Origin of the sequence: Streptomyces sp. 3MP-14 (assembly GCF_006334905.2) — a bacterium.
In the GTDB taxonomy this organism is placed as follows: domain Bacteria; phylum Actinomycetota; class Actinomycetes; order Streptomycetales; family Streptomycetaceae; genus Streptomyces; species Streptomyces triticirhizae.
Window position 1 is genome coordinate 411,727 of the sequence record NZ_VDLZ02000003.1, and the last position, 24,736, is coordinate 436,462.

Sequence of the window (24,736 nt, forward strand, 5' to 3'; positions counted from 1 at the left end):
CCCTCGTGGCCGGGGGGCCGTCGTGACCGGGGAGAACCTGACCGCCGACGTGGCGGTCGTCGGCGCGGGCGCCGTGGGCGCCGCCACCGCCTACTTCGCCGCCCGGGCCGGGCTGCGCGTGGTGGTGCTGGACCGGGGCGCCCTCGGCGGCGGCACGTCCAGCGCCGGCGAGGGCAACGTCCTGGTCTCCGACAAGGACACCGGGCCCGAGCTGGAGCTGGCCCGCCACTCCCAGCGGGTGTGGCGCGAGGACCTCCACGAGCACGGCCAGCACTGGGAGTTCGAGTCCAAGGGCGGCGTGGTCGTCGCCTCGGGCGCCGCCTCCCTGGCGGCGCTGCGCGACCTCACCGCGCGGCAACGGGCCGCCGGCGTCCAGGCGGTGGACGTCGGCCCCGACGAACTGGCCGCCCTCGAATCGGAGTTGCGGCCCGGGCTGGCCGGCGGCGCGCACTACCCCGAGGACGCCCAGGTGCAGCCCGTTCTGCTGGTGGCCCACCTGCTGCGGCTGGCCAGCGCCGCCGGCGCGCGGGTGCTGCCGCACGAGCCGGTCACCGCGTTCCAGCGCGCCGGGGAACGGGTCACCGGGGTGGTCACCCCGCGCCGCACGGTCGCCGCGCCCGCCGTGGTCAACGCCGCCGGCACCTGGGCCGGCGAGGTCGCCGCGCTGGCGGGCATCCGGCTGCCGGTGCTGCCCCGGCGCGGCTTCGTGCTGGTCACCGAGCCGCTGCCGCCGACGATCCAACACAAGGTGTATGCCGCCGAGTACGTGGGCGACGTCGGCAGCTCCGACGCCGCGCTCCAGTCCTCGCCGGTGATCGAGGGCACCCCGGCCGGCACCGTGCTGATCGGCTCCACCCGGGAGCGCGTCGGCTTCGACCGGCGCACCTCCCGCGCCGCGCTCGCCGCGCTCGCGCGGGGGGCGCTCGGGCTCTTCCCCGCGCTGGAGGGCGTGCGCGCGATCCGCGCCTACCACGGCTTTCGGCCCTACTGCCCCGACCACCTGCCCGTGATCGGCCCCGACCCGCGCGCGCCCGGGCTCTGGCACGCCTGCGGGCACGAGGGCGCCGGCATCGGACTCTCCGCCGGCACCGGCCAGTTGCTGGCCCAGGCCCTGACCGGCCGACCGACCGCGCTCGGCCTCGCGCCGTTCGCGCCCGAACGAGAGGGGCTGGCGGCATGAACGGTGCCGGGGAAGGGCAACGGGCGGAACGCCCGCTCACCATCCACTTCGAGGGCCGCCCGCTGCCGGCGCGCGCCGGGCAGACGGTGGGCGGCGCGCTGCTCGCCGCCGGCGTCGTCAGCTGGCGCACCACGCGCGGCGGGGGCCGGCCGCGCGGCCTGTTCTGCGGGATCGGGCTCTGCTTCGACTGCCTGATCAGCGTGGACGGCGGGCCGCCCCGGCGGGCCTGCGTCGAGCCGGTGACGGACGGGATGCGCCTGACGCCGGCGGGCGGTGTCGTCGGCGCGGCCGTCGGCGCCGACGGCGCGGGCGGGGGTGCTGGCGCGGGCGGGGGTGGCGCCGCTGGTGATGGTGACGAAGTCGAGGGAGAGTCCGATGACCAGCCGGCCTGAACGCCCGCCGGGCGCCGACCCGTTGACCGGCGGTGGTCCGCCCTCCGCCGGCGACCCGCCCACCGCCCGTCGGCCGTTCGACGTGGCCGTGGTGGGTGCCGGGCCGGCCGGGTTGGCCGCCGCCGTGACGGCCGCCGCCGGCGGGCGGAGCGTGCTGCTGCTCGACGCGGGGGAGCGGCCCGGCGGCCAGTTCTGGCGCCACCCGGCGCCCGGCGCCGGCGGCGCCGACGCCCCGGACGAGGCGCGCGGCCACCACGACTGGGCGCGCTTCGCCGCGCTGCGGCGCGCCCTGCGCCGGCACGCCGCCGAAGGGCGGCTCGCCTACCGGCCCGGGCGGCAGGTGTGGCTGCTCACCCGCGAGGAGAACGCCTTCCGCATCGAGTCAACGCCCGCCCACGGCACGGCCGTTACCGATGCCGACGCCGACGCCGACGACCGGGTGGCCCTGGCCCGTTCCCTGGTGCTCTGCCCCGGCGGCGCCGACCGTCAACTCCCGGTGCCCGGCTGGACGTTGCCCGGGGTGCTCGCCGCCGGCGGGGCGCAGGCGCTCTGGAAGGGGCAACGCACCCTCGCCGGCCGCCGCGCGGTCGTTGCCGGCACCGGACCGTTCCTGCTGCCCGTCGCCACCGGGCTGGCCGAGGCCGGCGCCCGGGTGGTCGGCGTCTGGGAGGCGGGCTCTCCGCTGGGCTGGGCGCGGCACCTGCCGGCGGTCGCCCGGGTGCCGGGCAAGGCGGCCGAGGGCGCGCGGTATGCCGCCGCGTTGGCCCGGCACCGGGTGCCCTACGCGACACGCACCGTCGTCGTCGAGGTGCTGGGCGAGGACCGGGTGCGCGCGGTGCGCCGCGCCCGCCTCGACGCCGACGGGCGGCTCACGCCGGGCGACGAGGTGGTGCCCGTCGACTTGGTGGCGCTCGGCTGGGGCTTCACGCCCTCGCTCGAACTCCCCCTCCAACTCGGCGCCGCCACCCGGCTGGACGTCGACGGCTCCCTGGTGGTGGCCGTCGACGAGGAGCAGCGTACCGACGTTCCCGGGCTGTGGGTCGCCGGCGAGGCCACCGGCGTCGGCGGCGCCGCGCTCGGCGTCGCCGAGGGCACTCTCGCCGGGCTGTCCGCCGCCGGCCGCCCCACGGCGTCCCGCGCCGGGCGCCGGCTGCGCGCCCGCGTCGCGGCGCACCGCGCGTTCGCCCGCGCGATGCACCTGGCGCATCCGGTGCCGGCCGGTTGGAGCGGCTGGCTGCGGGACGACACCGTCGTCTGCCGCTGCGAGGAGGTGGACGTGGCGACGGTCCGCGCCGCCCACGACAACCTCGCGGCCGACGACGCCCGCACCGTCAAGATGCTCACCCGCGCCGGGATGGGCTGGTGCCAGGGCCGGGTGTGCGGCTTCGCCACCGCCCTGCTGGCGGCCCGGCACGCCGGCCGTGCCCCCGCCGCCCCAGACCTCCACGCCACCGCAACCCGCCCCCTGGCGTTCCCCGTTCCCCTCGCCGAACTGGCCGAGCCGGCCGAACTGGCCGAAGTGGGCGAGCCGGCCGAAGTGGGCGAGCCGGCCGAAGTGGGCGAGCCGGCCGAAGTGGGCGAGCCGGCCGAAGTGGCCCAGGACCGTGCGCCGTTGGCGGGGGAGGAGGACGGCGGGCCGGGGTGACGGCCCAGCTGGGCTACCGGCCGGGCTGGCCGAGGCGGGGATCGGGCAGCTCGGGGACCACCCGGACGGCCTCCTCCATCACCCGGCTGTCCGAGATGCGGTGCGAGCGGAGTTCGGCGGCGCCGGTGCCGGCGGGGACGGCGACGACGACCAGATGGCGGCCGGTTCGACGCTCGTCCAGCAGCGCGATGTCCAACTTCGAGAGATAGGCACCGGGTTCGGGCCGCGAGTGATAGGTGACGATCGGCTCTTCGCCGTTTCTCTCCATGCTCTGGAAGGCCCGCAGAGCCTCCAGGTGGTCGAACTCCCAGTGCGTCGTCGGCGTCGGTGAACCGTTCCTGATGGGAATCAGCCGCTCGGGACGGTCCGATCCGATCGGGCCAGCGACCATGCCGCACGCCTGGTGCGGACGGGCCCGCCGGGCCAGTTCGACGATCCGCTCACACATGTCCCGGCCGATGGTCAGCCCCGCGCCGGCGGGCCCGCCGCCGAACCCGGCCGGCGGCTGCGGGATCACCACGTCCGGCGCGGCCCAGGCCCGGTTGCGTCCGAGCGCCAGCCGGCGCGCGGTGTTGCGGAACGCGCCCTGCGGCTCCGGCCGCCCCTTCGCGCGCAGCGCGCGGGCCGCGTGGTGGAACACGTCCTCCACGCTCAGCAGTTCGGGCCCCCCGGGGATGCCCCCGGACAGCAGCGCGACGATCTCCCCGGTGAACGCGGTGTGCGGCTCGTCCGGCGGCGCGGCGGCCACCCGGTTCTCGTGGGCGGCCGCCAGCACGGCCGTGCCCTCGGCGGCGGTCACGGCGCCGATCCCCTCGCCGGCCATGCTGTTCAACGCCCGTCCGCTGAAGCAGCAGTCCAGCACGACGACCCGCCGCTGCGGACCGCTCGGCAGGGCACGGCGGACCCACGCGTAGGGCAGTGTCGTCGCGTGCACCCGCTCCGGGTCGGTGCCCCACCAACTCAGGTGCAGCGCCCCGTCGTAGGCGTCGAGCAGTCCGTGGCCCGCGAAGTAGAGGAGCAACGTGTCGCTCGCCTCCCGCGCCGCCGCCGACACGGCCCGGTCCATCGCGTCCGGCGTGACCCGCCCGCCCAGGACCACGCAGTGCTCCTCGCGCAGGCCGAGCAGATCGGGCGCGGTGAACAGGTCCCGCAGCGCGGCCAGGTTGGTGGCGACGCCGGGTAACGGTGGCAGCTCCCGGTAGTCGCTGACGCCGATCAGCACCGCGCGGGTGCCCGCCGGGTCGGGCAGTCCGCTCGTTCCCTCTCGGGTGTCCCCCGACATCTCCCGCTCCCCACTCGCCTCGCTCCGCCGAGACCATCGTCTCCGTAGTCGGGAAGCGGCGGAAGACGGGGTGGTTGTGGGTGGTGGTGATTGGTGGGTGCGGGGTTTGTCTGCGGGCCGGTGGCCGGTGCGGGGCAGCCCGACTGGTCGCCGTCTCTCGACGAGGCTCGTTGGGTGGGGGTTGGGGTTCTGGCGCGGGCCACGACGCCGGGCCTAGATGGCGGACGATCGGCCGGGTGCGGGGGTAACGAATGCCGGCAAGGGGCTGGCTGGGAGGGGGGGCGCGGCTTCCGGGAGGTGGGGTTCGTTGCCGAACGGGGGTCAGCTCTGGCGACCGTGCCTTTCGGGCGCGGGGACCGCGCCTTTCGGGAGGGACGGTTGGCCGCTGGGGGCGTGCGTAGCGCGCACCGGCTTCGCCGGCCTGCCCCGGCATGTCGCCCGTCCCGGACGTGACCGATCGTCGGACGTCTCACGGGGACGGTTGCGGTTGTTCTGGTTAGCCGGTGGTGGGTGGGGTGTTCGGTTAATGACCACGCTGCCGCGCGAACATCGCCTGCCGTCTTGGTAGTCAGCGGGCCGTCGACTCCCGAGGGCGGGCGGGCCGGGGGGTGGGGGACCTTTTTTCTAGGTGCCCGTTTGGAAGTGAACAGATCGTTCAACTCTAGACGGGCACCTACAGAAAGAGGTCCCCACCCCCTGCCCGGAAGTCGACAAGGCGCGGACTACCCCACCGGCAGGCGATGTTCGCGCGGCAGCGTAGTCGTTGACCAAACGCCGCGTCCGGCCAGCAGGGGTGAGGCGGCGGGCCGCCCCCCTTCAGTCGTCCGACGATCGGTCACATCCGAGACGGGCGACATGCCGGGGCAGGCCGGCGAAGCCGGTGCGCGCCACGCACGCCCCCACCCACCAACCGACCCTCGAACAAGCCGCAGTCCCCGCGCCCGGAGGGCACGCACCGCCAGAGTTAACCCCCGTTCGACAACAAACCCCACCTCCCGGAAGCCGCGCCCCCCTCCCAGCCAGCCTCCTGCCGGTATTCGTTACGCCCGCACCCGGCCGATCGTGCGCCATCTAGGCCAGGCGTCGTGGTCCGCGCCAGAGCCCCAACCACACCCCAGAGTCTCGTCGACCAACAAACGACCAGTCGGGCTGCCCCGCACCGGCCACCGGCCCGCAGACAAACCCCGCACCCACCCACCACCCGCACCACCCAACCCCCGCACCCCCCCACCCCCGCACCGTTCACCCCGCGGATTGGGCGGCGTCCCGGCCGGGGAGAAGCCGCGCGAGAGCGTCCGGGGCGACGAGCGGAGATCGGGTGGCAACAACGCGTGTCCACGGGCGTCCTTCCGAACCTGGCGAAGCAGGCAGGTGACCGCCGGTGGTGGGGCCGCTGCGAGACCCGGCGGGGAGCGACACCGGCCGGGACCTCGCCCGGGCGATCCGGGAGACGTCGCGACGGCTGGTCGTGCTCGACAACGCGCCGGGCGGAACCCCGATCGCGGGCCCGGCCGTTGGGGCGTTCCGCGCGGTCCGCCGGCGGCTGGTCGAGGCCGGCGCCGGCGGAAGCGGCGGGCGGGATGTGTGGGCGGCTGCCGCCGAGTTGGCGGAGATCGCCGGGTGGGCGCTCTTCGACGCGGCGCGCTTCCGCGTAGCCCAGCGGTTCAACCAGGAGGCGCTGCGCCTCGCCCGCCTCGCCGGGGACGCCTCGATGGAACTCCTGGTCCTCCAGAACACCGGGCTGGTCGCGGGGTGGAGCGGCCGGGGCGGGGACGAACTGGGCATCGCCGAGGCCGCGTTGGCGCGGCGGCGGCTCACGCCCCGCGTGGAGAGCATGTTCCGGGCCCGGCAGGCGCAGGGCCTCGCGGTGGCCGGGGCCGACTGGGAGGTCGCGAAGGCGTTCCGCCGCGCGCACGACCTGCTCGGCGAGAGCGAGCCGGCCCACACCCCCGCCTGGGCCTGGTGGGTCACCCACGCCGAGATCGACCGGCAGCACGGGCGGGTGCTGCACGACGCCGGGCGCTGGGCCGAGGCGATCCCCGTGCTGCGCGGGGCCCTCGGGGACGGCCCGGAGAACGAGGTCGGGTACCGGGGCGTGGTCACCGTCCGGCTGCTCGACTGCTACCTCCGGGTGGGCGCCTGGGCCGAGGCGGAGCAGACGGCCGCCGAACTGCTCGTCGCAGCGCCCGAGATGACCTCCGCCGTCATCCGGCGGCTGCTGCGCGACGCCGCCGCGCGCGGCGGCCGGCACCCCGGCGTTCCCGGCGACCTGCGCGACGCGCTGCGGGCGCTCCGGGCCACGGCGTCGCCGCCGGCCGGCGGTGTCGGACCCTTCGGTTAGGCTGGCCGCGCCGGCGGGTGGGGCTGCCCGCCGGGGAGGGCTGACGTGGAAGCGACAGGAAGCCGAACGGGCCGCGCGCCGGCGGCTGAGGGGGTCCGCAGGGCCAGCATCCGGCAGGTCGCCGAGGTGGCCGGCGTCTCGATGTCCACCGTGAGCAACGTGCTCAACAACCCCGACCGCGTGGCCACCGAGACCCGGCGCCGGGTCGAGGACGCCATGGACCGCGTCGGCTATGTGCGCAACGGCGCCGCCCGCCAGCTGCGGGGCGCGCCCAGCCGCGTCGTCGGCTGCGTGCTGCTCGACACCGCCAACCCCTACTACGCCGCGCTGGCACGCGGCGTCGAGGACCGGCTGGCCGAGGCCGGCTGCGTCCTCGTCCAGTGCAGCACGGACGTCCGCGCCGACCGCGAGGCGCAGTGGCTGCGCCTGCTCCAGGAGCAGAACGTGCGCGGCGTGCTGGTCAGCCCCGTGAGCGCCCGCGTCGACCACCTGACCGCGCTCCGCGCACACGGCACGCCCGTGGTGCTGCTGGACCGGGCCGGCGCGAACGCCGAGCTGTGCGCCGCCGTCGTGGACAACGTCGCCGGCGGCGAGTTGGCCGCCCGCCACCTGCTGGACCTGGGGCACCGCCGGCTGGCGTATGCCCGCGCCGCCACCCCCGTGCCGAGCGTCACCGCCCGGGCGGAGGGCATCGGCCGCGCGCTGCGCGCCGCCCGGCTCGACCCGGCCGAGGCGCTGGTCGAGGTCCGGGTCACGGGCGCCTCGACGGACGAGGTGGCGCGCGAGGTGGTGGCCGGCCTCCTCGGCCACCGGCCGCGCCCCACCGGCGTCGTCTGCTTCAACGACGCCACCGCGCTGGCGCTGCTGCGCGGGCTGCGGCAGCGCGGCATCGCGGTGCCCGGGGAGATCTCGGTGGTCGGCTACGACGACCTGGACTTCGCCGCCGAGCTGTCGCCGAGCCTCACCACCGTGCGCCAGCCCACCTACCAGCTCGGCCACGCCGCCGCCGACCTGCTGCTCTCCGAGTACCACCCGCACCACCGGCACCAACGGCTGGTCTTCGCCCCGGAGTTGATGGTCCGCGACTCCACCGGCGCCCCGGCCGGCTGACCGCGCGCCGGCCGCCCGAGGACATGGGGCCCTCGCCGGCCGGAGCCGCCGGCCCCGGCCTCGCCGGCGGGGCCGGGCCTCAGCCGCCCGGCGTGACCAGGCCCGTCTCGTAGGCGACGACCACCGCCTGGGCGCGGCTGTCCAGATGCAGCTTGCTCATCGTCCGGTTGAGGTGCGTCTTCACCGTGGCCGTGCTGATGTAGAGCCGGTCGGCGATCTCGGCGTTGGACAGGCCGAGCCCGGTCAGCCGCAGCACCTCGCGCTCCCGCGAGGTCAACGCCTCCAGGTCCGGTGCCGGTTGGGCGCCCGGCGGCGCGGCGCCGGCGGCCTCGGGCGTGCGGGCGAAGGCCGCGACCAGCCGGCGGGTCACGCTGGGCGCGAAGAGCGAGTCGCCGCCGCCGACCGCCGTGACGGCGGCTAACAGCCGCTCGGGCCCCGAGTCCTTGAGCAGGAAGCCGGAGGCGCCGGCGCGCAGCGCGCCATAGACGTACTCGTCGAGGTCGAAGGTGGTCAACACCAGGATTCTGGGCGGGGGTTCGCGGTCGTCGGCGTCGGCCAGGATGCGTTCGGTGGCCTGGATGCCGTTGGTGCCGGGCATCCGGATGTCCATCAGCACGATGTCGGGGCGGGTCTCCGCGGCGACCCGGACGGCCTCCTCGCCGTCGCTCGCCTCGCCGACGACCTCGATGCCGGGGGCCGCGTCGAGCACGCCCCGCAGCCCCGCGCGGATCAGGAACTGGTCGTCGACGATCAACACCCTGGTCATGCCCCGGGGTCGCCCTCCCCTCCACGGGCCGCCGCCGAGGTGGGAAGCACCAGCCGCACGGCGAACCCTCCGTCGCCTCGTGGACCGATGCTGATGGTCCCGCCGTAGAGCTTGGCGCGCTCGCGCATTCCGATCAACCCGTGGCCACCGCCCGGCAGGACTCTGTCCTGATTCACCCCCTTCCCGTCGTCGATGACGCTGACCGCCACATGCCGTGGCCGGTACCGGAGTTCGACGGTGGCGGCGGCGCCCGGCGCGTGCTTGATGACGTTGGTCAACGCCTCCTGCACCACGCGGTAGGCGCACAGGTCGACGCCGGGCGCCAGCGGGCGCGGCGGCCCTTCGACGAGCAGCCGCACGGACAGGCCGCCGGCGCGCAGCCGTTCCACCAGGTCGTCGAGGCGGGCCAGGCCCGGCATCGGCGCGACCGAGGCGCCGCCGTCGGAGTCGCCCTCGCCCTCGCCGGCGTCGTCCCGCAGCACGCTGAGCATCCGCCGCAGCTCGTCCAGCGCCTCGCGGCTGGTGTCGGCGATGGTGGTCAGCGCGGCGCGGGCGGTGGGCGGGTCGGAGTCGAAGACGAAGCTGGCCAGGCCGGTCTGCACGGAGACCACCGACATGTGGTGGGCGACGATGTCGTGCAACTCCCGGGCGATCCGCCGGCGTTCGTCGGTGACGGCGCGGCGGGCCCGTTCGGCCTGCTCGGCCGTCAGCCGGCGGGCCAGCTCGGCGGAGCGGCGGGCCAGCGTGCCGAACCACACCATCACCGCGCCGAAGAGCAGCGCCTGCGCTACCACCGTCGGCATGGACTGCGACTCGCTGACCACGCCGCCGTAGACCCACAGGGTGGCCAGCACGGCCGCGCAGCCGACGGCGACGCGCGCCGGCCGCGCCGAGGCGACGGTGTAGAGCGCGAGCAGCGGGCCGAAGGTGCAGACCACGGGCCAGAAGCCGAGGCTGACATACCAGAACGCGGCGATCTGCGTCGCGGTGAACACCGTCACCGGCGCCCGGTTGCGCAGCGCGACCGGCGCCTGGGCGAGCACCGCCAACACCAGGCCCCAGGCGCTCGGTTCCGGCCATCCCTCGGACTCGGAGTCGCCGGCCAGCAGCAGGGCCACGCCGGCCATCGCGACGGCTATGAGCGTGTCCACGGCATACGCGGCGCGGGAGGGGCCCGGGCGGCGCCGCCCCTCCGGGGCGAGGGTGTCTTGCTCGCGCACCTCCGCAGCGTAACGCCGGGTCGCCGGGCCCGAGTCAACCCAGCGCGGTACCGCGGAAGTCGCAGGAACCGCGCGGCTGCCGCGCCCGGGGGACGGGACTTTTCCACCCGTCGCCGGATGCCGGGGGCCGCTCGCGCTCCGTACGTTCTTGTCCCAGCGGAAGCTCCCGACGGGGGCCGACGCGAGGGGGCACGGGATCGGAGGGCTCAACGGGGGGCCCGGCCCGTGCGCACCGTGGCCGGCGCGGGACGCCGGCCACGCGTCGAAAGGGGACAGAACATGCGGAAGAACACCGTGCTCAGGCCGTTGGTCGGCGTCGCCGCCGCGCTGGGGATCGCCGCCGGAGGGCTGGCGGGCGCGAGCGCCAGCGTCGCGGCTGACCCTGCGGCGACCAGCGTCGCCACGGCGAGCGGCGCGGACGTCTCGGTGCTCGCGGTCAACAACCTCGGCCTGAGCAGCGGTCAGGCCAGGGACTGGCAGTGCTACCTCAACAACCTGGGCTACAACGCGGGTGCGGGAGACGGCCAGTTGGGCCCGCAGAGCTGGAAGGCGGCCCAGCGGATGTTCAACGACCTGGGGCACGACGCGGGTGATGTCGACGGGATCGTCGGACCGCAGACGATCAAGGCGCTCCAGCGGTACCTGAACGTCGAGGGCGGCTACGGCCTCGCCGTCGACGGGATCGCCGGTCCGCAGACCCGAGCCGCGTTCGCGCACCACGTCGACTCCATCTTCACCACCTACGGCTGCTGACCCCGGGCCGTCCTCCTCGACAAGGAGGGGGGAGGAGGAAGGCCCCCGACCGCCCCGCCGCACGGCGCCGCGTGCTCGACGCGCCGTGCGGCGGGGCGCTGTGCTGTGCCGTGCGGCGGCGTCGCGCCGTCGCGCCGCTGGAGCGTTGCTCGACCGCCACTCGAGTGGGTCTCGGGGCGGCGTCGGCCGGCGGCCGGGCCCCTCGGGGCCGAGCCTCGACGCGGGCCGGCCGCGCCGCGTTGAGCTGCGACGATGCGGGCCGCGCCGGGACGGGCCCCGCCGCTCGGGCCGCCAGGGGCGGGGGTTGTGCGCGTTCCGTGATCATTGCGCCGGGGGTGGGGGCCCCTCCTAGTCTTGGCGTCTTGGGCAACCAGACCGATCAGAGGGGGAGTTCGAGCCATGGCCACGCTACCGGTGGTACCGGCCGTCGACTCGCGGGCCGGCCGCCGACGCCGTTACGCCCTCGGGTACGCCGTCCTCATGTACGCCGTCACGCTGGTGTACTTCGCGCAGTCCGTCTCCGCCGGGCAGTTCCTGTCCGGCGGCTACGACGCGCTGAGCTGGCACCGTTACGCGGCGACCGGCACCGATGTGGTGCTGTTCTTCACCCTGCTCGCCGCCGGGCTGCTGCGCTGGCACGGCAGGGGCCGGCTGTGGCCGTTCCTCGCCACGCTCGGCCTGCTGGTGGCGAACCAGGTGCAGAACGCGGCGGGCGCGGCCCGGCTGGTGTCGCTGCACATTCCGCTGGGCGTGGCCATGCTGACGGCGGCCGTCGTCATCTGCCTGCGGGTGCGCCGGGCCGGCGAACCCCGGGACGGGTCCGGCGAGCCCCGGGAATCTCTCGAACGGGGAGCCGCCTCGTGAGCCGGCTCTCGCGCCGTTCGCTGCTTCTGGGCGCCGGGGCCGGCGCGCTGGCGGTCGGCGGGGGCGCCCTGTTGGGCTTCCGCTTCACCGGCACCGACTCCACCGGCACCCTGCTGCGCAGCCGCATCGACCTGCCGCCGCCGTTCCAACGACCGTTGACCCAGCCGCCGGTGCTCGCCCCGGTGGAGTCGACGGGCGGCAGCGACATCTACGAGATCACCCAACGGGAGGCCACCGCCGAGTTCTTCGAGGGCGTCCAGACCCCGATCTGGGGCTACGAGGGCATCTTCCCCGGCCCGACCATCGTCTCGCCGCGCGGCCGGACGACGGTGGTGCGGCACCGCAACGAGCTGCCCGTGCCGGCCGTCGTGCATCTGCACGGCGGGCGGGTCGCGCCCGAGCACGACGGCTATCCGACGGACCTGATCCTGCCGGCCGACGGTTCGCTCGACGACCACCACGGCACCGGCCACGGCGGGCACGCCGGGGACGTCAGCCAGGGCGTCCGGGGCTACGAGTACCCGATCGACCAGCGGGCGGCGACGCTCTGGTACCACGACCACCGGATGGACTTCACCGCGCCCGCCGTCTGGCGCGGCCTGGCCGGGCTGCACCTCGTCACCGACGAGGAGGAGCGCGCGCTGCCGCTGCCGGACGGCGACCGGGACCTGGCGCTGGTCATCATGGACCGCGCCTTCGACGAGGACGGCGCGCTGCGCTACCCGAGCCGCGACCCGGAGCTGTTGGAGACGCCGGGCGTGACCGCCCCCTACGAGGCGGGCGTGCTCGGCGACGTGATCCTGGTCAACGGCACGCCGTGGCCGTACCAGGAGGTGGACGCGGTGCGCTACCGGCTGCGGCTGCTCAACGGCTGCAACGCGCGCCGGCTGCGGCTGCGGCTCGACCCGGCGCCGGACGGCGTCGCCGAGCCGCTGGTGCAGATCGCCTCGGACGGCGGGCTGTTGGAGCGGCCCAGGCCGCACCCGCACATCGACCTGGCCTCGGCCGAGCGGCAGGAGGTCGTCGTCGACTTCTCCGGGTACCGGCCGGGCCAGACGGTGCGGCTGGTCAACGACTTCGGCTCGGGTACCACGGCCGACGTCCTGGAGTTCCGGGTGGTGCGGGAGGCGCGGGACGAGAGCGAGGTCCCGGAGCGGCTCTCCGAGATCGAGCGGCTGGACCCGGCGGACGCGGTGCGCGAGCGGGACATGGTCTTCCAGTCCAACGCCGTGGACGGGCAGCACGGTTGGACGATCAACGGTGACCCGTTCTCCGTGGACCGGGTGCACGCCGCGCCCGCCCTGGGCGACATCGAGATCTGGAACCTGTACACCGACTTCCACCACCCGATCCATCTGCACCTGGTGCACTTCCAGGTGCTCAAGCGGGGCTCCAAGGAGCCGGGCCGGTTCGACGGCGGCTGGAAGGACACCCTGGACCTGGGCCCGGCCGAACAGGCCCGCATCATCACCCGGTTCGACGGCTACCGGGGCAAGTACGTCTTCCACTGCCACAACCTGGAGCACGAGGACATGATGATGATGGGAAACTTCGAGGTGCGCTGAAGTGCGCTGAGGTGACCTGAGGTGACCTGATCCCGTTTCGTCGCCCGAACCCCCCGTCCCCGGCGGGGGGTTCGGCGTGTGGCGGGCGGCCCGTTTCCCCCTCGTTCGAGCGGTTCTCCAGGCCGGTTCATGACGCCGGTCGTACGGTCGGCGCGCCCGCCCCCGGTGGGCAGCGATGCCCGGACCGTCGAAGGAGGGCCATGCCCCGCCGTCTGTTCACCTCGGAGTCCGTGACCGAGGGTCACCCGGACAAGATCGCCGACCAGATCAGCGATGCCGTGCTCGACGCCCTGCTGCGGCAGGACCCCGCCTCCCGCGTCGCGGTGGAGACGCTGATCACGACCGGCCTGGTCCATGTGGCCGGCGAGGTCACCACCAGCGCGTACGCGGACATCGCGACGCTGGTGCGGAACACGATCCTGGAGATCGGCTACGACTCCTCGAAGAAGGGCTTTGACGGCGCGTCCTGCGGCGTCGAGGTGTCGATCGGCGCCCAGTCGCCCGATATCGCGCAGGGCGTCGACACCGCCTACGAGTCCCGCGTCGAGGGCGACGAGGACGAGCTGGACCGGCAGGGCGCCGGCGACCAGGGCCTGATGTTCGGCTACGCCTGCGACGAGACGCCCGAACTGATGCCGCTGCCCATCCGGTTGGCGCACCGGCTCTCCGCCCGGCTGTCCCGGGTGCGGCGCGACGGGACCGTTCCCTATCTGCGGCCGGACGGGAAGACGCAGGTCACCATCGAGTACGACGGGGACCGCGCGGTGCGGCTCGACACCGTGGTGGTGTCCAGCCAGCACGCGGCCGACGTGGACCTGGAGACGCTGCTGACCCCGGACATCCGCGAGCACGTGGTGGAGCCCGAGCTGGCGGCGCTGGGGACGGACGGCATCAAGCTGGACACCGAGGGCTACCGGCTGCTGGTCAACCCGACCGGCCGGTTCGAGATCGGCGGCCCGATGGGCGACGCCGGGCTGACCGGGCGGAAGATCATCATCGACACCTACGGCGGGATGGCCCGGCACGGCGGTGGCGCGTTCTCCGGCAAGGACCCGTCCAAGGTGGACCGTTCGGCCGCCTACGCGATGCGCTGGGTGGCGAAGAACGTGGTGGCCGCCGGGCTCGCCACCCGCTGCGAGGTGCAGGTCGCCTACGCCATCGGCAAGGCCGAGCCGGTCGGCCTCTTCGTCGAGACCTTCGGCACCGCCACCGTGGAGCCGGACCGGATCGAACGCGCCATCACCGAGGTCTTCGACCTCCGCCCGGCCGCCATCATCCGCGACCTGGACCTGCTGCGGCCCATCTACGCGCAGACGGCCCGCTTCGGCCACTTCGGCCGCGAGCTGCCGGACTTCACCTGGGAACGCACCGACCGGGCGGACGCGCTGCGCGCCGCCGCCGGCGCGTGAGGGGAGCCGCCGCCATGCGTGTCGCCGTCACCGGCTCCATCGCCACCGACCACCTGATGACGTTCCCCGGCCGCTTCGCCGAACAGCTCCTGGACGGCAACCTGGAACAGGTCTCGCTGTCCTTCCTCGCCGACGAGTTGGAGGTGCGGCGCGGCGGCGTCGCCGCCAACATCGCCGTCGGGCTCAGCCGGCTCGGCCAGCGCCCGCTGCTGGTGGCGGCCGCCGGCCGGGACTTTGCCGAGTACGCCGAGTGGCTGCGCGCCCAGGCCGTCGACACCGGCGCCGTCCGGGTCAGCACCGAACGCCACACCGCGCGCTTCGTGTGCACCACCGACGCCGACCAGAACCAGATCGCCACGTTCTACGCCGGCGCCATGGCCGAGGCCCGCCACATCGACCTGGCCGCCGAGCTGGTCCGGGCCGGCGACATCGCGCTGGTGATGGTCGGGCCCGACGACCCGGCGGCCATGCTGCGGCACACCGACGCCTGCCGCGCCAGCGGCACCGACTTCGCCGCCGACCCCTCCCAGCAGCTCGCGCGGCTCGGCCCCGAGGAGGCGCGGCGGCTCGTCGAGGGCGCCCGCTTCCTGTTCACCAACGCCTACGAGTCGGCGCTGCTGGCCGAGCGCACCGGCTGGTCGCGCGCCGAACTCCTCGACCGGGTGGGCTGTTGGCTGATCACCCAGGGCGCGGACGGCGTCGTCATCGCCCGCGCCGGCGAGCCCGACGTGGCCGTGCCGGCCGTCGCGCCGGAGCGGATCGCCGACCCGACCGGCGCCGGCGACGGGTTCCGCGCCGGCTTCCTCAGCGGCACCGCCCGGGGCCTGCCCCTCGCGCACGCCGCGCGCCTGGGCTGCGCCGTGGCGGCGGTGGTCCTCGAAACCGTCGGCACGCAGGAGTACAAGCTCTCCGCCGCCGACCTGTGGATGCGGATCGAAAGCGCCTACGGGCCGGCGACGGCCGCCGCCATCATCAACGACCTGGAGTTGCCTTGACCAGCACGCAAGCCCCACCGCACCCCGAAGCCCGGCCGGCGGCCGAGGCCATCACCGCCTGCCGCGCCTGCGGCAACGCCACCCTGCTGCCCGTGCTCGACCTCGGCGAGCAGGCCCTCACCGGAACGTTCCCCCGCACCCGCGAGCAGAAGGTGCCGGCCGTTCCGCTGGAGCTGGTGCGCTGCGCGCCCGACGGCTGCGGCCTGGTGCAGCTGCGGCACACCACCGACACCGGCCTGATGTACGGCGGCGACTACGGATACCGCTCCGGGCTGGGCGAGTTCATGATCAACCACCTGGCCGGCAAGGTGTCCCTGCTGACCGGGCTGGTCGACCTGGGCCCCGACGACATCGTGCTGGACATCGGCTCCAACGACGCCACCCTGCTGCGCGCCTACCCGGCGGACGGGCCCACGCTGGTCGGCATCGACCCGACCGGCGAGACGTTCCGCGAGTACTACCCGGACCATGTGACGCTGATCCCCGAGTACTTCTCCCGCGCCGCCTTCGCCGGCCACTTCGGGGAGCGCCGCGCCAAGGTCGTCACCTCCATCGCCATGTTCTACGACCTGCCGCGCCCGCTGGACTTCATGCGCGACGTGCACGACGTCCTCGACGACGACGGCCTGTGGCTGATGGAGCAGAGCTATATGCCGGCGATGCTGGAGGCCACCGCCTACGACGTGGTCTGCCACGAGCACCTGGAGTACTACGGGCTGCGGCAGATCCAGTGGATGGCGGAACGGGTCGGACTGGTCGTGGTCCGCGCCGAGTTGAACCCGGTCTACGGCGGCAGCCTGTGCGTCGTGCTGGCCAGGAAGGGCACCCGGCACCGGATCGACGAGGCCGGCGTCGCCCGCATCCTGGAGAGCGAGCGGGCCCTCGACACCATGGAGCCCTTCGACGCCTTCGCCCGCCGCGCCGTCCGGTACCGGGACGGGCTGCGGGAGTTCCTCGACACCTCCCGCGAACGCGGCCTGCTGACCCTCGGCTACGGCGCGTCCACCAAGGGCAACGTCATCCTCCAGTGGTGCGGCATCACCGAACGCGACCTGCCGTGCATCGGGGAGGTCAACAAGGACAAGGACGGCTGCTTCACGCCCGGCACCGGCATCCCCATCGTCAGCGAGGCCGAGGCCAAGTCCCGCAAGCCCGACCAGCTGCTGGTGCTGCCGTGGATCTACCGCGACGGCTTCGTCGAACGGGAACGCGCCTACCGGGAGGGCGGCGGCCAACTGGTCTTCCCGCTGCCCGAGTTGTCGGTGGTCTGAGCCGGTCCCGCCGGCCGCCCCTCGGGCACAATGAAGGGATGGTGACCGGGATCGTGATCAGCGTCCTCGGGCCGCTGCGCGTGGAGACCGGGGACGGCCCCCGGCCCGTGCGCGGCGCCCGGCTCGGCACCCTGACGGCGGTCCTGGCCCTCGCCGGCGGCCGGGAGGTGCCCCGCGCCGAGCTGATGGACGCCGTGTGGGACGAGCACCTGCCAGCGGCCCCCGACAACGCGCTCCAGGCGCTCGTCGCCCGGCTGCGCCGGGCCCTGCCGCCGGGCACCGTCCACTCCAGCCCCACCGGCTACCGGCTCGCGGTGCGGGCCGAGGACGTCGACGCACTGCGCTTCGAGTCCCTGGTCCGCGCCGCCAGCGGCTCCGCCCGCCGTGACGGCGCCGGCTCCGCCGCGCGCCAGGTGCCGCCGCTGCGGGAGGCGTTGGCGCTGTGGCGCGGCCCGGCGCTCGACGGGCTCGCGCCCACCAGGGCGGTGCGCGCGCACGCCGTGCGCCTGGAGGAACTCCGGCGCCGCGCGCGGGAGGACCGCGTCGACGCCGACCTCGCGGCCGGCGAGGGCGCCGCGCTGGTCGCCGAACTCTCCGCCCTCGTCTCCGAGGACCCGCTGCGGGAACGCCCCCGCGCCCAGCTGATGCGCGCGCTCCAGGCCGCCGGCCGCCGCGCCGAGGCCCTCGCCGTCTACGAGGAGGGCCGCGCCCGGCTCGCCGAGGCCCTCGGCATCGACCCCTCAGACGAGCTGCGCCGCACCCATCTGGCGGTGCTGCGCGGCGAGGGCGCCCCGCCCCCCGGCCCGCGCGCGGCCCGCCCCGAGCCGGCGACGCCCCTGACCGCCGCCCCGTTGACCGAACTCACCGGCCGGGACGCCGAGTTGGCCACCGTCGCCGAACTCCTCGACCGCTCCCGGCTGGTCACCGTCACCGGACCAGGCGGCGTCGGGAAGACCCGGGTGGCGACCGAGGCCGCCCGGCGCGCCGCCCGCGCCGGCGGCCGGGACGTCCGCCTCGTCGAACTGGCCTCCGTCAGCGAACCGGCCGCCGTGCCCTGGGCCGTGCTCGACGCCACCGGCGCCGGCGAGAGCGGGCTGCTGTCCGCGCCCGGCTTCCAGACCGCGCACCCCGGCGCCGTGCTGCGCCGGCTCGCGGCCGTGCTCGCCGAGTCCCCGACGCTGCTGGTCCTCGACAACTGCGAACACCTCACCGAGGCCGTCGCCGAGACCGTCGGCGCGCTGCTGGCCCGCTGCCCCGACCTGCGCGTGCTGGCCACCAGCCGCGCCCCGCTCGGCGTCCCCGGCGAACGGCTGCTGCCGCTGGCCGGGTTGGCGCTCCCCGCCTCGCCGGCCGACGCGGCATCGTCGCCCGCCGTGCGGCTCTTCGTCGACCGGGCCACGGCCGTGCGGCCCGGCTTCACCCTCGACCACCACACGGCGGGCCCGGTCGTCGCGATCTGCCGCGCCCTCGACGGGCTGCCGCTCGCCCTGGAACTCGCCGCCGCCCGCACCCTCTCCCTCTCCGTCGCCGAGATCAGCGACCGGCTCGACGACCGCTTCCAGCTCCTCGACGGCGGCGCCGGCACCGCCGGCGGCCGGCGGCGCACCCTGACCGCCGTCATGGACTGGAGCTGGGAGCTGCTGGACGACGCCGAACGCACCCTTGCCCGCCGGCTCGCCGTCTTCGCGGGACGCGCCGAACTCTCCCTGGTGGAACGGGTCTGCGCCGCGCCGCCGCTGTACCGGACGCGGATCGCGCCGCTGCTGTCCGGGCTGGTCGCCAAGTCCCTCGTGCAGTCGGACGAGGTGGCCGGCCGCACCGGCTACCGGATGCCGGAGACCGTCCGCCTCTACGCGGCGGGCCGGCTCGCCGCCGAGGGCCCCGACGAGGACGCCGCGACCCGGCTGCGGCACGCCCGCATCCTGCTGGAGATCGCCGAGGCCACCGAGCCGGAGCTGCGCCGGGCCGGCCAGATCGAGGGACTCGCCACGCTGCGCGGCCTGTTGGCCGACTTCCACGCCGCGCTCCACTGGTCGGTGCGGTCCGGCCCGCCCGAGCTGCCGATGCGGCTGGTCGCCGCCCTCGAATGGTTCTGGCTGCTCAGCGGCCGCCGGGAGGAGGGCGCCGAGTGGACCCGCCGCGCGCTGGCCCTGCCGGCCGCCGGCAGCCCGAAGGAACGCGCCATCGTCTGCGCCATCGGCGGCCTCCAACTCGGCGCGCTGCTCGGCGAGGAGGAGGGGCTGCGCCATCTCTTCGAGGCGCTGTCCCTGATCAGGGACCTGCCCGACGCCGACCACCCGGCGCTGGTCGCCGCCTCCATCCTCGGCTCGCTGGCCGCCGGATCGCCGGAGGCCGTCGCCGGCACGCTGCGCTCCGTCGAGGACCACCCCGACCCCTGGGTCGGCTCCTTCGCGCGGATGCTGGGCGCCAGGATGCTGGCCAACGCCGGCCAGCCACAGGCCGCCCGCGCCGAACTGCGGGCCGCGCTCGACGGGTTCCGCACCGTCGGCGAACGGCTCGGGCTGACGTTCACCCTCTCCGTGCTCGCCGAGCTGGAGAGCGACCGGGGCGACCACGTGGGCGCCATCAGCGCGTGGGAGGAGGCGCTGCGCGCCGTCGCCGAACTCGGCGTGGCCGAGGACCAGCCCATGCTGCTGGTGCGGCTCGCCGTCGAACACGCCCGCACCGGGCGCGACGCCGAGGCCGAGGCCGGGCTCGCGCGGGCCGCCGAGCAGGCGGCGCGGCTCGGCCTGGGCGAGGTGACGGGCGTCGCGTGGCACGCGCTGGGCGACCTGCGCCGCGCGCGGGGCCGCGCGGCGGAGGCGCGGACGCTGCTGGACCGGGCGCTGGCGCAGGTCATGGCGCACGGCCGGGGCATCGGCTACCGGCCGGCGGTCCTCGTCAGCCAGGGGCATCTCGCGGTCGCCGAGGGCCGCCTGGCGGCGGCGGCCGAAGCGTGCGCCGACGCGTGGGAGTTGGCGGGGCGGGTTGACGACGCGCCGCTGACGGCGCGGGTGTTGGTGCTGGCCGCCGAGATCGCCGTGGCCGGCGGCCGCGCCGAGCCGGGCGCGGTGCTGCTGCGCACCGCCGCCGCCGTGGGCGGGCAGCCGCTGGACGCGCAGCCGGATGCGCGGCGCGTCGCGGACGCCGTGCGGCGGGCGTTGGGTGAGGCCGCGTACGCGGTGGTCCGGCCGGTCGGGCCGGGCGAGGTGGGTGCGTTGGTCTCCGACGTCGCCGGGTCGGCGGGGGCTGGGTCGGCGGGCGGTGGGTCGGCGGGGGCTGGTGCGGTGGGTGGCGGGGTGCCTCGGCCGGTGGTCAGGGAGGGGTGAACGGGGCGCCGGGGCCCTGGGGCCCCGGGCGCTCCCGGGCCTTCGGGTGCGGGCCGGTGGCCGGTGCGGGGCAGCCCGACTGGTCGTTTCGTTGGTCGACGAGACCCTGCGGTGTGGTTGAGGCTCTGGCGCGGACCACGACGCCGGGCCTAGATGGCACACGACCAGCCGGGTGCGGGCGTAACGAATGCCGGCAGGAGGCTGGCTGGGAGGGGGGGCGGGGCTTCCGGGAGGTGGGGTTTGTTGCCGAACGGGGGTCAGCTCTGGCGACCGTGCCTTTCGGGCGCGGGGACCGCGGCTTGTTCGGGGGCCGGCCGGCGGCTGGGGGCGTGCGTGGCGCGCACCGGCTTCGCCGGCCTGCCCCGGCATGTCGTCCGTCTCGGATGTGGCCGATCGTCGGGCGTCTCGCGGGGGCGGTGACGGTTGTCGTTCGGGGGCGTGGTGGGTGGGGTGTTCGGTTCATGACCACGCTGCCGCGCGAACATAGTCTGCCGTCTTGGTAGTCCGCGCGCTGTCGACTTCCGGGCAGGGGGTGGGGGACTCTTTTTCTAGGTGCCCGTCTGGAAGTGAACAGATTGTTCAACGACCCGCCTGGCCGACCGGGACGCCTCGTTCGGATCTCTCGGGGAGCCGCGCACCGCGAAGATCCGAACGAGACGGCGTGCGAGGTCAGCCGGCCGCCGCCAACGCGACCAGTTCCGGTACCAGTTCGGCCGGCGAGGGCTGGGCCTGGATCTCCTCGGCCAGGGCCGTCGCGGCCTGCTTCGGCCTCGGGTCGGAGAGCAGGTCGGCCAGCGCCGCGCCCAACTCGCCCTGGCGGCCGGTGCGCAGCGCCGCGTCCAGGTCCAACACGGCCCCCGCGTCGCACGCTTCGAGCCGTTCGCCCACCGCCAGCCACGACGGGTTGGGCTGGGCGAGGATCAGTTGCGGAACGCCGAACGCCAGGCCCGTCAGGGCCGTTCCCGCGCCGCCGTGGTGCACCATCCCGTCGCAGCCGCCCAGGAACAGGTCAAGCGGCACCGCGCCCGGCGCCCGCACCGAGGGCGGCAGCGGCCCGGCGCCGGCGGGCACCGCCGTGACCACCGTCTCGGTGTCGCTGAGCGCGGCCAGTTCACCGGTGAGCGTCTCCCACACGTCGGGGTCGTTCAACAGCTTGGTCTCGCCGCCGAAGGACACGCACACCCGCCGCCCGGTCGGCGGCTTGGCGGCCCAGTCCGGCGGCGTGCCGGCGCCGTTGAACGGGATGAAGCGCACCGGCGTCGCCGGCGCGGCCTCCGGGCACTGCAACGACGGCGGGCACGGGTCCAGCGTCAACGCCGGCCTCGCCGGCCCGTTCTCGGCGCCGCGCCGCACCGCGATGTCGGTGAGCGTGTCGATCGCCAGCGGGATCGACCGGGAGCTGATCCGGTCGGGGCCCCAGCGGTGCACCACGGCCGGCACGCCCAGCACGCCGGCGACGATCAGCCCGCTGAACTCGATCGGGTCGGTGATCACCAGCTGCGGCCCGAACGCCCGTGCCACGGTGAGGTGTTCGTCCACGATGCCGTCGACCCGCTGCCGCCAGCGTTCGCGCAGCACCGACCAGTCCGGCTCGGCGCCCGGCAGGCCCGACGGCGCGGCGGAACGCTTCACCCTCGGCCCCGGCGGCTCGCTCACCCGCACCCCGGAGATTCCGGCGGCGGCGGCCCGTTCCACGACGGCGTCGCCGCCGGCGACCAACACCTCGTGTCCGGCGGCCCGCAGCGCCCAGGCGACGGGCACCATCGCCATCAGATGGCTCGGCACCAGTGCGGTGATCAGCACCCTCATCGTTCGGCTCCTTCGTGGTGGTGGGTGGTCTGCTTACTTCGGCGCGGAGTGCCCCCGGCGGTTTCCGGTGTTCCGATGGGGAACGCCGGGCGGCGCCCCGGTGGTTGCGGTTCCCGGCGCGGGGCTCCGGTGGTACCTGGTGCGCGGTGCGGAATGCGGAGCGGTGGTCCGCTCGCCGTGGCGGCGCTTTCGGACGTCCGGGGTCGCCGGTGGCCGCTGCGCGGCCCTGGTAGCTCCGTACCTGGTGTCGAACGCGCAGCGGTGGACCCGGAGTTGCGGCAGCCGCCGGGTGGTGTCCCGGTGCCTCGGTGTTCCGCATGGTGCATGGTGCCTCCGGTCTTCTCGTGCCTGGCGCCTCGCGCGTTCCGCCCGCCGATGTCTCCTCCACCTCCGACGCCCTCCGGCCCGGGTGGCCGCCCAGAGACGCCGGTCACACCCGCCCGGCCTCCCCAAACACCGCCGCCCCGCCGCGCTCCGCAAGGCCCTCGGCGCCGAGCGCCCTTGGGCCTCCACCTGCCCGCCGCCAGGCGCCTTTCGCCCGCCGGCGCGCGCAGTGCTCCCGCGCTCCGCACCGCCTCGGCCCCAGCGCCCTCCGGTCCGCCGCCGGGCACCTCCGCCCGCGGCCGGGCACCTGCGCCTGCCGCCAGGCGACTTCACTCGCCGGCTCGCGCAGCGCCCCGCGCCGAGCGCTCCCCGAGGGCCGCGCGCCCAGCGCCACGCCAGCGCGCGCAGCGCGCCGTGCGCCCGCGCCCGCCCGCCGCCAGGCGCCTTCCACCCGCCCCCGCGCGCAGCGCGCTCGGCGCTCCCGAGGCCGCGCGCCAGCGACTACCTCTCGCGGTGGTAGGCCCGCAGGGCAAGCGGCGCGAAGATGGCCAGCAGCACCAGCGACGCGATCAGCGTCTTGGTCACCGGCGCCGCGATCGGGCCGCTGACGAGGAGCCCACGGATGGCGTCGGCCAGCATGGAGACCGGGTTGAGGTTGACGACGGCCTGGAGCCAGCCCGGCATGGTGTCCGTCCGCACGAACACGCTGCTGAGGAACGTCAGCGGCAGCATCAGGCCGAACGCCAGCGCCTGCACGTTCTCCGGGTTCGACGCCAACAGCCCGGCGTAGACGGCCGCCCAGGACAGGCAGAACGAGAAGACCAGCAGCAGCAGGAACATCGGCAGCAGCCGCGTCCAGCTGGTCTCGATGCGGAAGCTCAGCAGCATCCCGAACGCCAGCAGCAGCACCACCGACCACACCAGCATCACGTAGTCGGCGACGATCCGGCCGATCAGCGGCGCGGTGCGGGAGATCGGCAGGCTGCGGAAGCGGTCGAAGATGCCGCTGGTCACGTCCCCGTTCATCGCGATCGCGGTGCGCGCCGTGACCAGCACCGCGCTCTGCACGATCAGCCCGGGCACCACGAACTGGAGATACGTGTGGCGGTCGCCGTCCATCTGCCCGGACAGCACGAACGCGAACAGGAAGACGAAGATGACCGGTTGGATGCCGACCTCGACCAGCTGCTCCGGGCTGTGCTTGATCTGCACCAGCTGCCGCCACGCCACCGTCGCGCTCTGGCGCAGGGTGGCGACCGGGCCCCGCTGCCGGCGGGTGGTGGTGCCCGGCGGGGTGCTCGTTGATTCCGCTACGGCCGTCATACCTCTGCTCCCGTCACTGTCAGCTGCTTGAAGACCTCGTCGAGGCTCGGTTCCCTGACGGAGAGTTCGGCGACCTCGATGCCGGCCTCGTCGAGTCGGCGGACCACCGCCGGCAGCACCGTCGCGTCGTGCACCCGGGTCTTGACGGCGCGGCCCTCCACCGTCCGTTCCCCGGCGACGTCGGCGACGACGTCGGCGACCCGGTCCAACTGCTCGTGGTGCACGGGGCGCACCTCCAGCGTCGGGCGGCCGAACTCACGCTTCAGGGTCTGCGGAGTGCCTTGAGCGACGACGGAGCCGTGGTCGATGACGACGATGTCGTCGGCCAACTGGTCGGCCTCCTCCAGGTACTGCGTCGTCAGCAGCACGGTCGAGCCGCGCCGCACCTGGTCGCGGATGATCTCCCACAGCTGGTCACGGGCGTTGGGGTCCAGGCCGGTCGTCGGCTCGTCGAGGAAGATGACCTGCGGCTCGGCGACCAGGCAGGCCGCGAGGTCGAGTCGGCGGCGCATCCCGCCCGAGTAGGTCTTGGCGGAACGGTCGGCGGCGTCGGCCAGGCCGAACCGCTCCAGCAGGTCGGCGGCGACCGCGCGGGACCTGGCCCGGGTGAAGCCGAGCAGCCGCGCCAGGAAGATCAGGTTCTCGGTGCCGGTCAGATGCTCGTCCACGGCGGCGTACTGGCCGGTCAGGCCGATGATCTCGCGCACCCGCTCCGGGTCCTTCGCCACGTCGTGCCCCATGACCAGGGCGCGTCCGGCGTCCGGGCGCAGCAGGGTGGTGAGGATGCGGACGGCGGTGGTCTTGCCGGCGCCGTTGGGGCCCAGCAGGCCGAGCACGGTGCCCGCCGGTACCTGAAGGTCGACTGAGGTGAGCGCCTTGGTCTCACCGAACTGTTTCGCCAGGCCCTCGGCCTGGATGGCGGATGTCACAGGTGTGCCTTCCCTCTCGCTCCCGCTGTTGTCCCGGACCGGACTGCCCGTGATCGAGGGGCGTCGCCCGGAGCCTAGGAACCGGCACGTGCACAGCGCTGACAGGACGCTGATACGCGTGAGCCCCGAGTGTGGAGGGCTGCCCTGGACCGCCGTTCCAGCCCCGCTTGAGCCCCGGCGGCGAAGCTCTCCGTTGACCGGGCGCCGGCCGGGCGCCGCCGTGCGGGCG

At 75.2% G+C, this 24,736-nt stretch carries 18 protein-coding genes; 12 read left to right on the forward strand and 6 right to left on the reverse strand.

Going from position 1 to position 24,736, the window contains the following annotated elements:
* Nucleotides 1-22: 22 nt before the first annotated feature.
* From FH609_RS06305 to FH609_RS06315, 3 genes are read left to right on the forward strand one after another with little or no spacing between them, the layout of a single operon-like run.
* Nucleotides 23-1,180, forward strand: a complete 1,158-nt coding sequence (locus FH609_RS06305; protein WP_226961442.1) for an NAD(P)/FAD-dependent oxidoreductase — start codon at nucleotides 23-25, stop codon at nucleotides 1,178-1,180.
* A complete protein-coding gene (locus FH609_RS06310) occupies nucleotides 1,177-1,572 on the forward strand; it encodes a (2Fe-2S)-binding protein (RefSeq protein ID WP_139666172.1) in 396 nt (131 codons plus the stop codon). The genes FH609_RS06305 and FH609_RS06310 overlap by 4 nt, the downstream gene beginning before the upstream one ends.
* Nucleotides 1,556-3,217, forward strand: a complete 1,662-nt coding sequence (locus FH609_RS06315; protein ID WP_139666173.1) for an NAD(P)/FAD-dependent oxidoreductase — start codon at nucleotides 1,556-1,558, stop codon at nucleotides 3,215-3,217. The genes FH609_RS06310 and FH609_RS06315 overlap by 17 nt, the downstream gene beginning before the upstream one ends.
* Nucleotides 3,218-3,230: 13 nt before the next feature.
* Here FH609_RS06315 and FH609_RS06320 read toward each other — a convergent pair whose 3' ends face one another.
* The gene (locus FH609_RS06320; RefSeq protein WP_139666174.1) at nucleotides 3,231-4,499 is read right to left on the reverse strand and encodes a caspase, EACC1-associated type; all 1,269 of its coding nucleotides are present in this window, start codon (nucleotides 4,497-4,499) and stop codon (nucleotides 3,231-3,233) included.
* A gap of 1,384 nt (nucleotides 4,500-5,883) precedes the next feature.
* On the opposite strand from FH609_RS06320, the gene FH609_RS06325 reads away from it, so the two are divergent.
* Both FH609_RS06325 and FH609_RS06330 read left to right on the forward strand, forming a co-directional pair.
* Nucleotides 5,884-6,840 carry a tetratricopeptide repeat protein gene (locus tag FH609_RS06325; RefSeq protein WP_139666175.1) on the forward strand — a complete coding sequence of 319 codons (957 nt, stop codon included), beginning with the start codon at nucleotides 5,884-5,886 and terminating at the stop codon, nucleotides 6,838-6,840.
* A gap of 45 nt (nucleotides 6,841-6,885) precedes the next feature.
* On the forward strand, nucleotides 6,886-7,950 hold the full coding sequence (locus FH609_RS06330) for a LacI family DNA-binding transcriptional regulator (protein ID WP_226961443.1): 1,065 nt from the start codon (nucleotides 6,886-6,888) through the stop codon (nucleotides 7,948-7,950).
* 79 nt (nucleotides 7,951-8,029) lie between these two features.
* On the opposite strand, the gene FH609_RS06335 is transcribed toward FH609_RS06330, so the two are convergent.
* A complete protein-coding gene (locus tag FH609_RS06335) occupies nucleotides 8,030-8,716 on the reverse strand; it encodes a response regulator transcription factor (protein ID WP_139666176.1) in 687 nt (228 codons plus the stop codon).
* The gene (locus FH609_RS06340; RefSeq protein WP_139666285.1) at nucleotides 8,713-9,843 is read right to left on the reverse strand and encodes a sensor histidine kinase; all 1,131 of its coding nucleotides are present in this window, start codon (nucleotides 9,841-9,843) and stop codon (nucleotides 8,713-8,715) included. The genes FH609_RS06335 and FH609_RS06340 overlap by 4 nt, the downstream gene beginning before the upstream one ends.
* Before the next feature lie 372 nt (nucleotides 9,844-10,215).
* On the opposite strand from FH609_RS06340, the gene FH609_RS06345 reads away from it, so the two are divergent.
* The 7 genes from FH609_RS06345 (at nucleotide 10,216) to FH609_RS06375 (ending at nucleotide 20,122) form a co-directional block, all read left to right on the forward strand.
* Nucleotides 10,216-10,689 carry a peptidoglycan-binding domain-containing protein gene (locus FH609_RS06345; protein ID WP_139666177.1) on the forward strand — a complete coding sequence of 158 codons (474 nt, stop codon included), beginning with the start codon at nucleotides 10,216-10,218 and terminating at the stop codon, nucleotides 10,687-10,689.
* 399 nt (nucleotides 10,690-11,088) lie between these two features.
* The gene (locus FH609_RS06350) at nucleotides 11,089-11,553 is read left to right on the forward strand and encodes a hypothetical protein (protein ID WP_139666178.1); all 465 of its coding nucleotides are present in this window, start codon (nucleotides 11,089-11,091) and stop codon (nucleotides 11,551-11,553) included.
* Nucleotides 11,550-13,118, forward strand: a complete 1,569-nt coding sequence (locus tag FH609_RS06355; protein ID WP_139666179.1) for a multicopper oxidase family protein — start codon at nucleotides 11,550-11,552, stop codon at nucleotides 13,116-13,118. The genes FH609_RS06350 and FH609_RS06355 overlap by 4 nt, the downstream gene beginning before the upstream one ends.
* A 200-nt stretch (nucleotides 13,119-13,318) precedes the next feature.
* Nucleotides 13,319-14,527: a methionine adenosyltransferase gene (gene metK / locus FH609_RS06360; protein ID WP_139666180.1), complete on the forward strand. Its 1,209-nt coding sequence runs from the start codon at nucleotides 13,319-13,321 to the stop codon at nucleotides 14,525-14,527.
* A gap of 14 nt (nucleotides 14,528-14,541) precedes the next feature.
* On the forward strand, nucleotides 14,542-15,522 hold the full coding sequence (locus FH609_RS06365) for a carbohydrate kinase family protein (RefSeq protein WP_139666181.1): 981 nt from the start codon (nucleotides 14,542-14,544) through the stop codon (nucleotides 15,520-15,522).
* Nucleotides 15,519-16,793 carry a class I SAM-dependent methyltransferase gene (locus tag FH609_RS06370; RefSeq protein WP_139666182.1) on the forward strand — a complete coding sequence of 425 codons (1,275 nt, stop codon included), beginning with the start codon at nucleotides 15,519-15,521 and terminating at the stop codon, nucleotides 16,791-16,793. The genes FH609_RS06365 and FH609_RS06370 overlap by 4 nt, the downstream gene beginning before the upstream one ends.
* 38 nt (nucleotides 16,794-16,831) lie before the next feature.
* The gene (locus FH609_RS06375) at nucleotides 16,832-20,122 is read left to right on the forward strand and encodes a BTAD domain-containing putative transcriptional regulator (RefSeq protein ID WP_139666183.1); all 3,291 of its coding nucleotides are present in this window, start codon (nucleotides 16,832-16,834) and stop codon (nucleotides 20,120-20,122) included.
* Nucleotides 20,123-20,791: 669 nt separating this feature from the next.
* Here the strand turns inward: FH609_RS06375 and FH609_RS32085 are convergent.
* From FH609_RS32085 to FH609_RS06390, 3 genes are all read right to left on the reverse strand, one after another.
* The gene (locus FH609_RS32085) at nucleotides 20,792-21,931 is read right to left on the reverse strand and encodes a nucleotide disphospho-sugar-binding domain-containing protein (protein ID WP_139666184.1); all 1,140 of its coding nucleotides are present in this window, start codon (nucleotides 21,929-21,931) and stop codon (nucleotides 20,792-20,794) included.
* An 825-nt stretch (nucleotides 21,932-22,756) separates the two neighbouring features.
* Entirely contained in the window at nucleotides 22,757-23,578 is an 822-nt protein-coding gene (locus FH609_RS06385) for an ABC transporter permease (RefSeq protein ID WP_139666185.1), read from the reverse strand.
* Nucleotides 23,575-24,507 carry an ATP-binding cassette domain-containing protein gene (locus tag FH609_RS06390; protein WP_139666186.1) on the reverse strand — a complete coding sequence of 311 codons (933 nt, stop codon included), beginning with the start codon at nucleotides 24,505-24,507 and terminating at the stop codon, nucleotides 23,575-23,577. Before FH609_RS06390 ends, FH609_RS06385 begins: the two co-directional genes overlap by 4 nt.
* Nucleotides 24,508-24,736 lie beyond the last annotated feature (229 nt).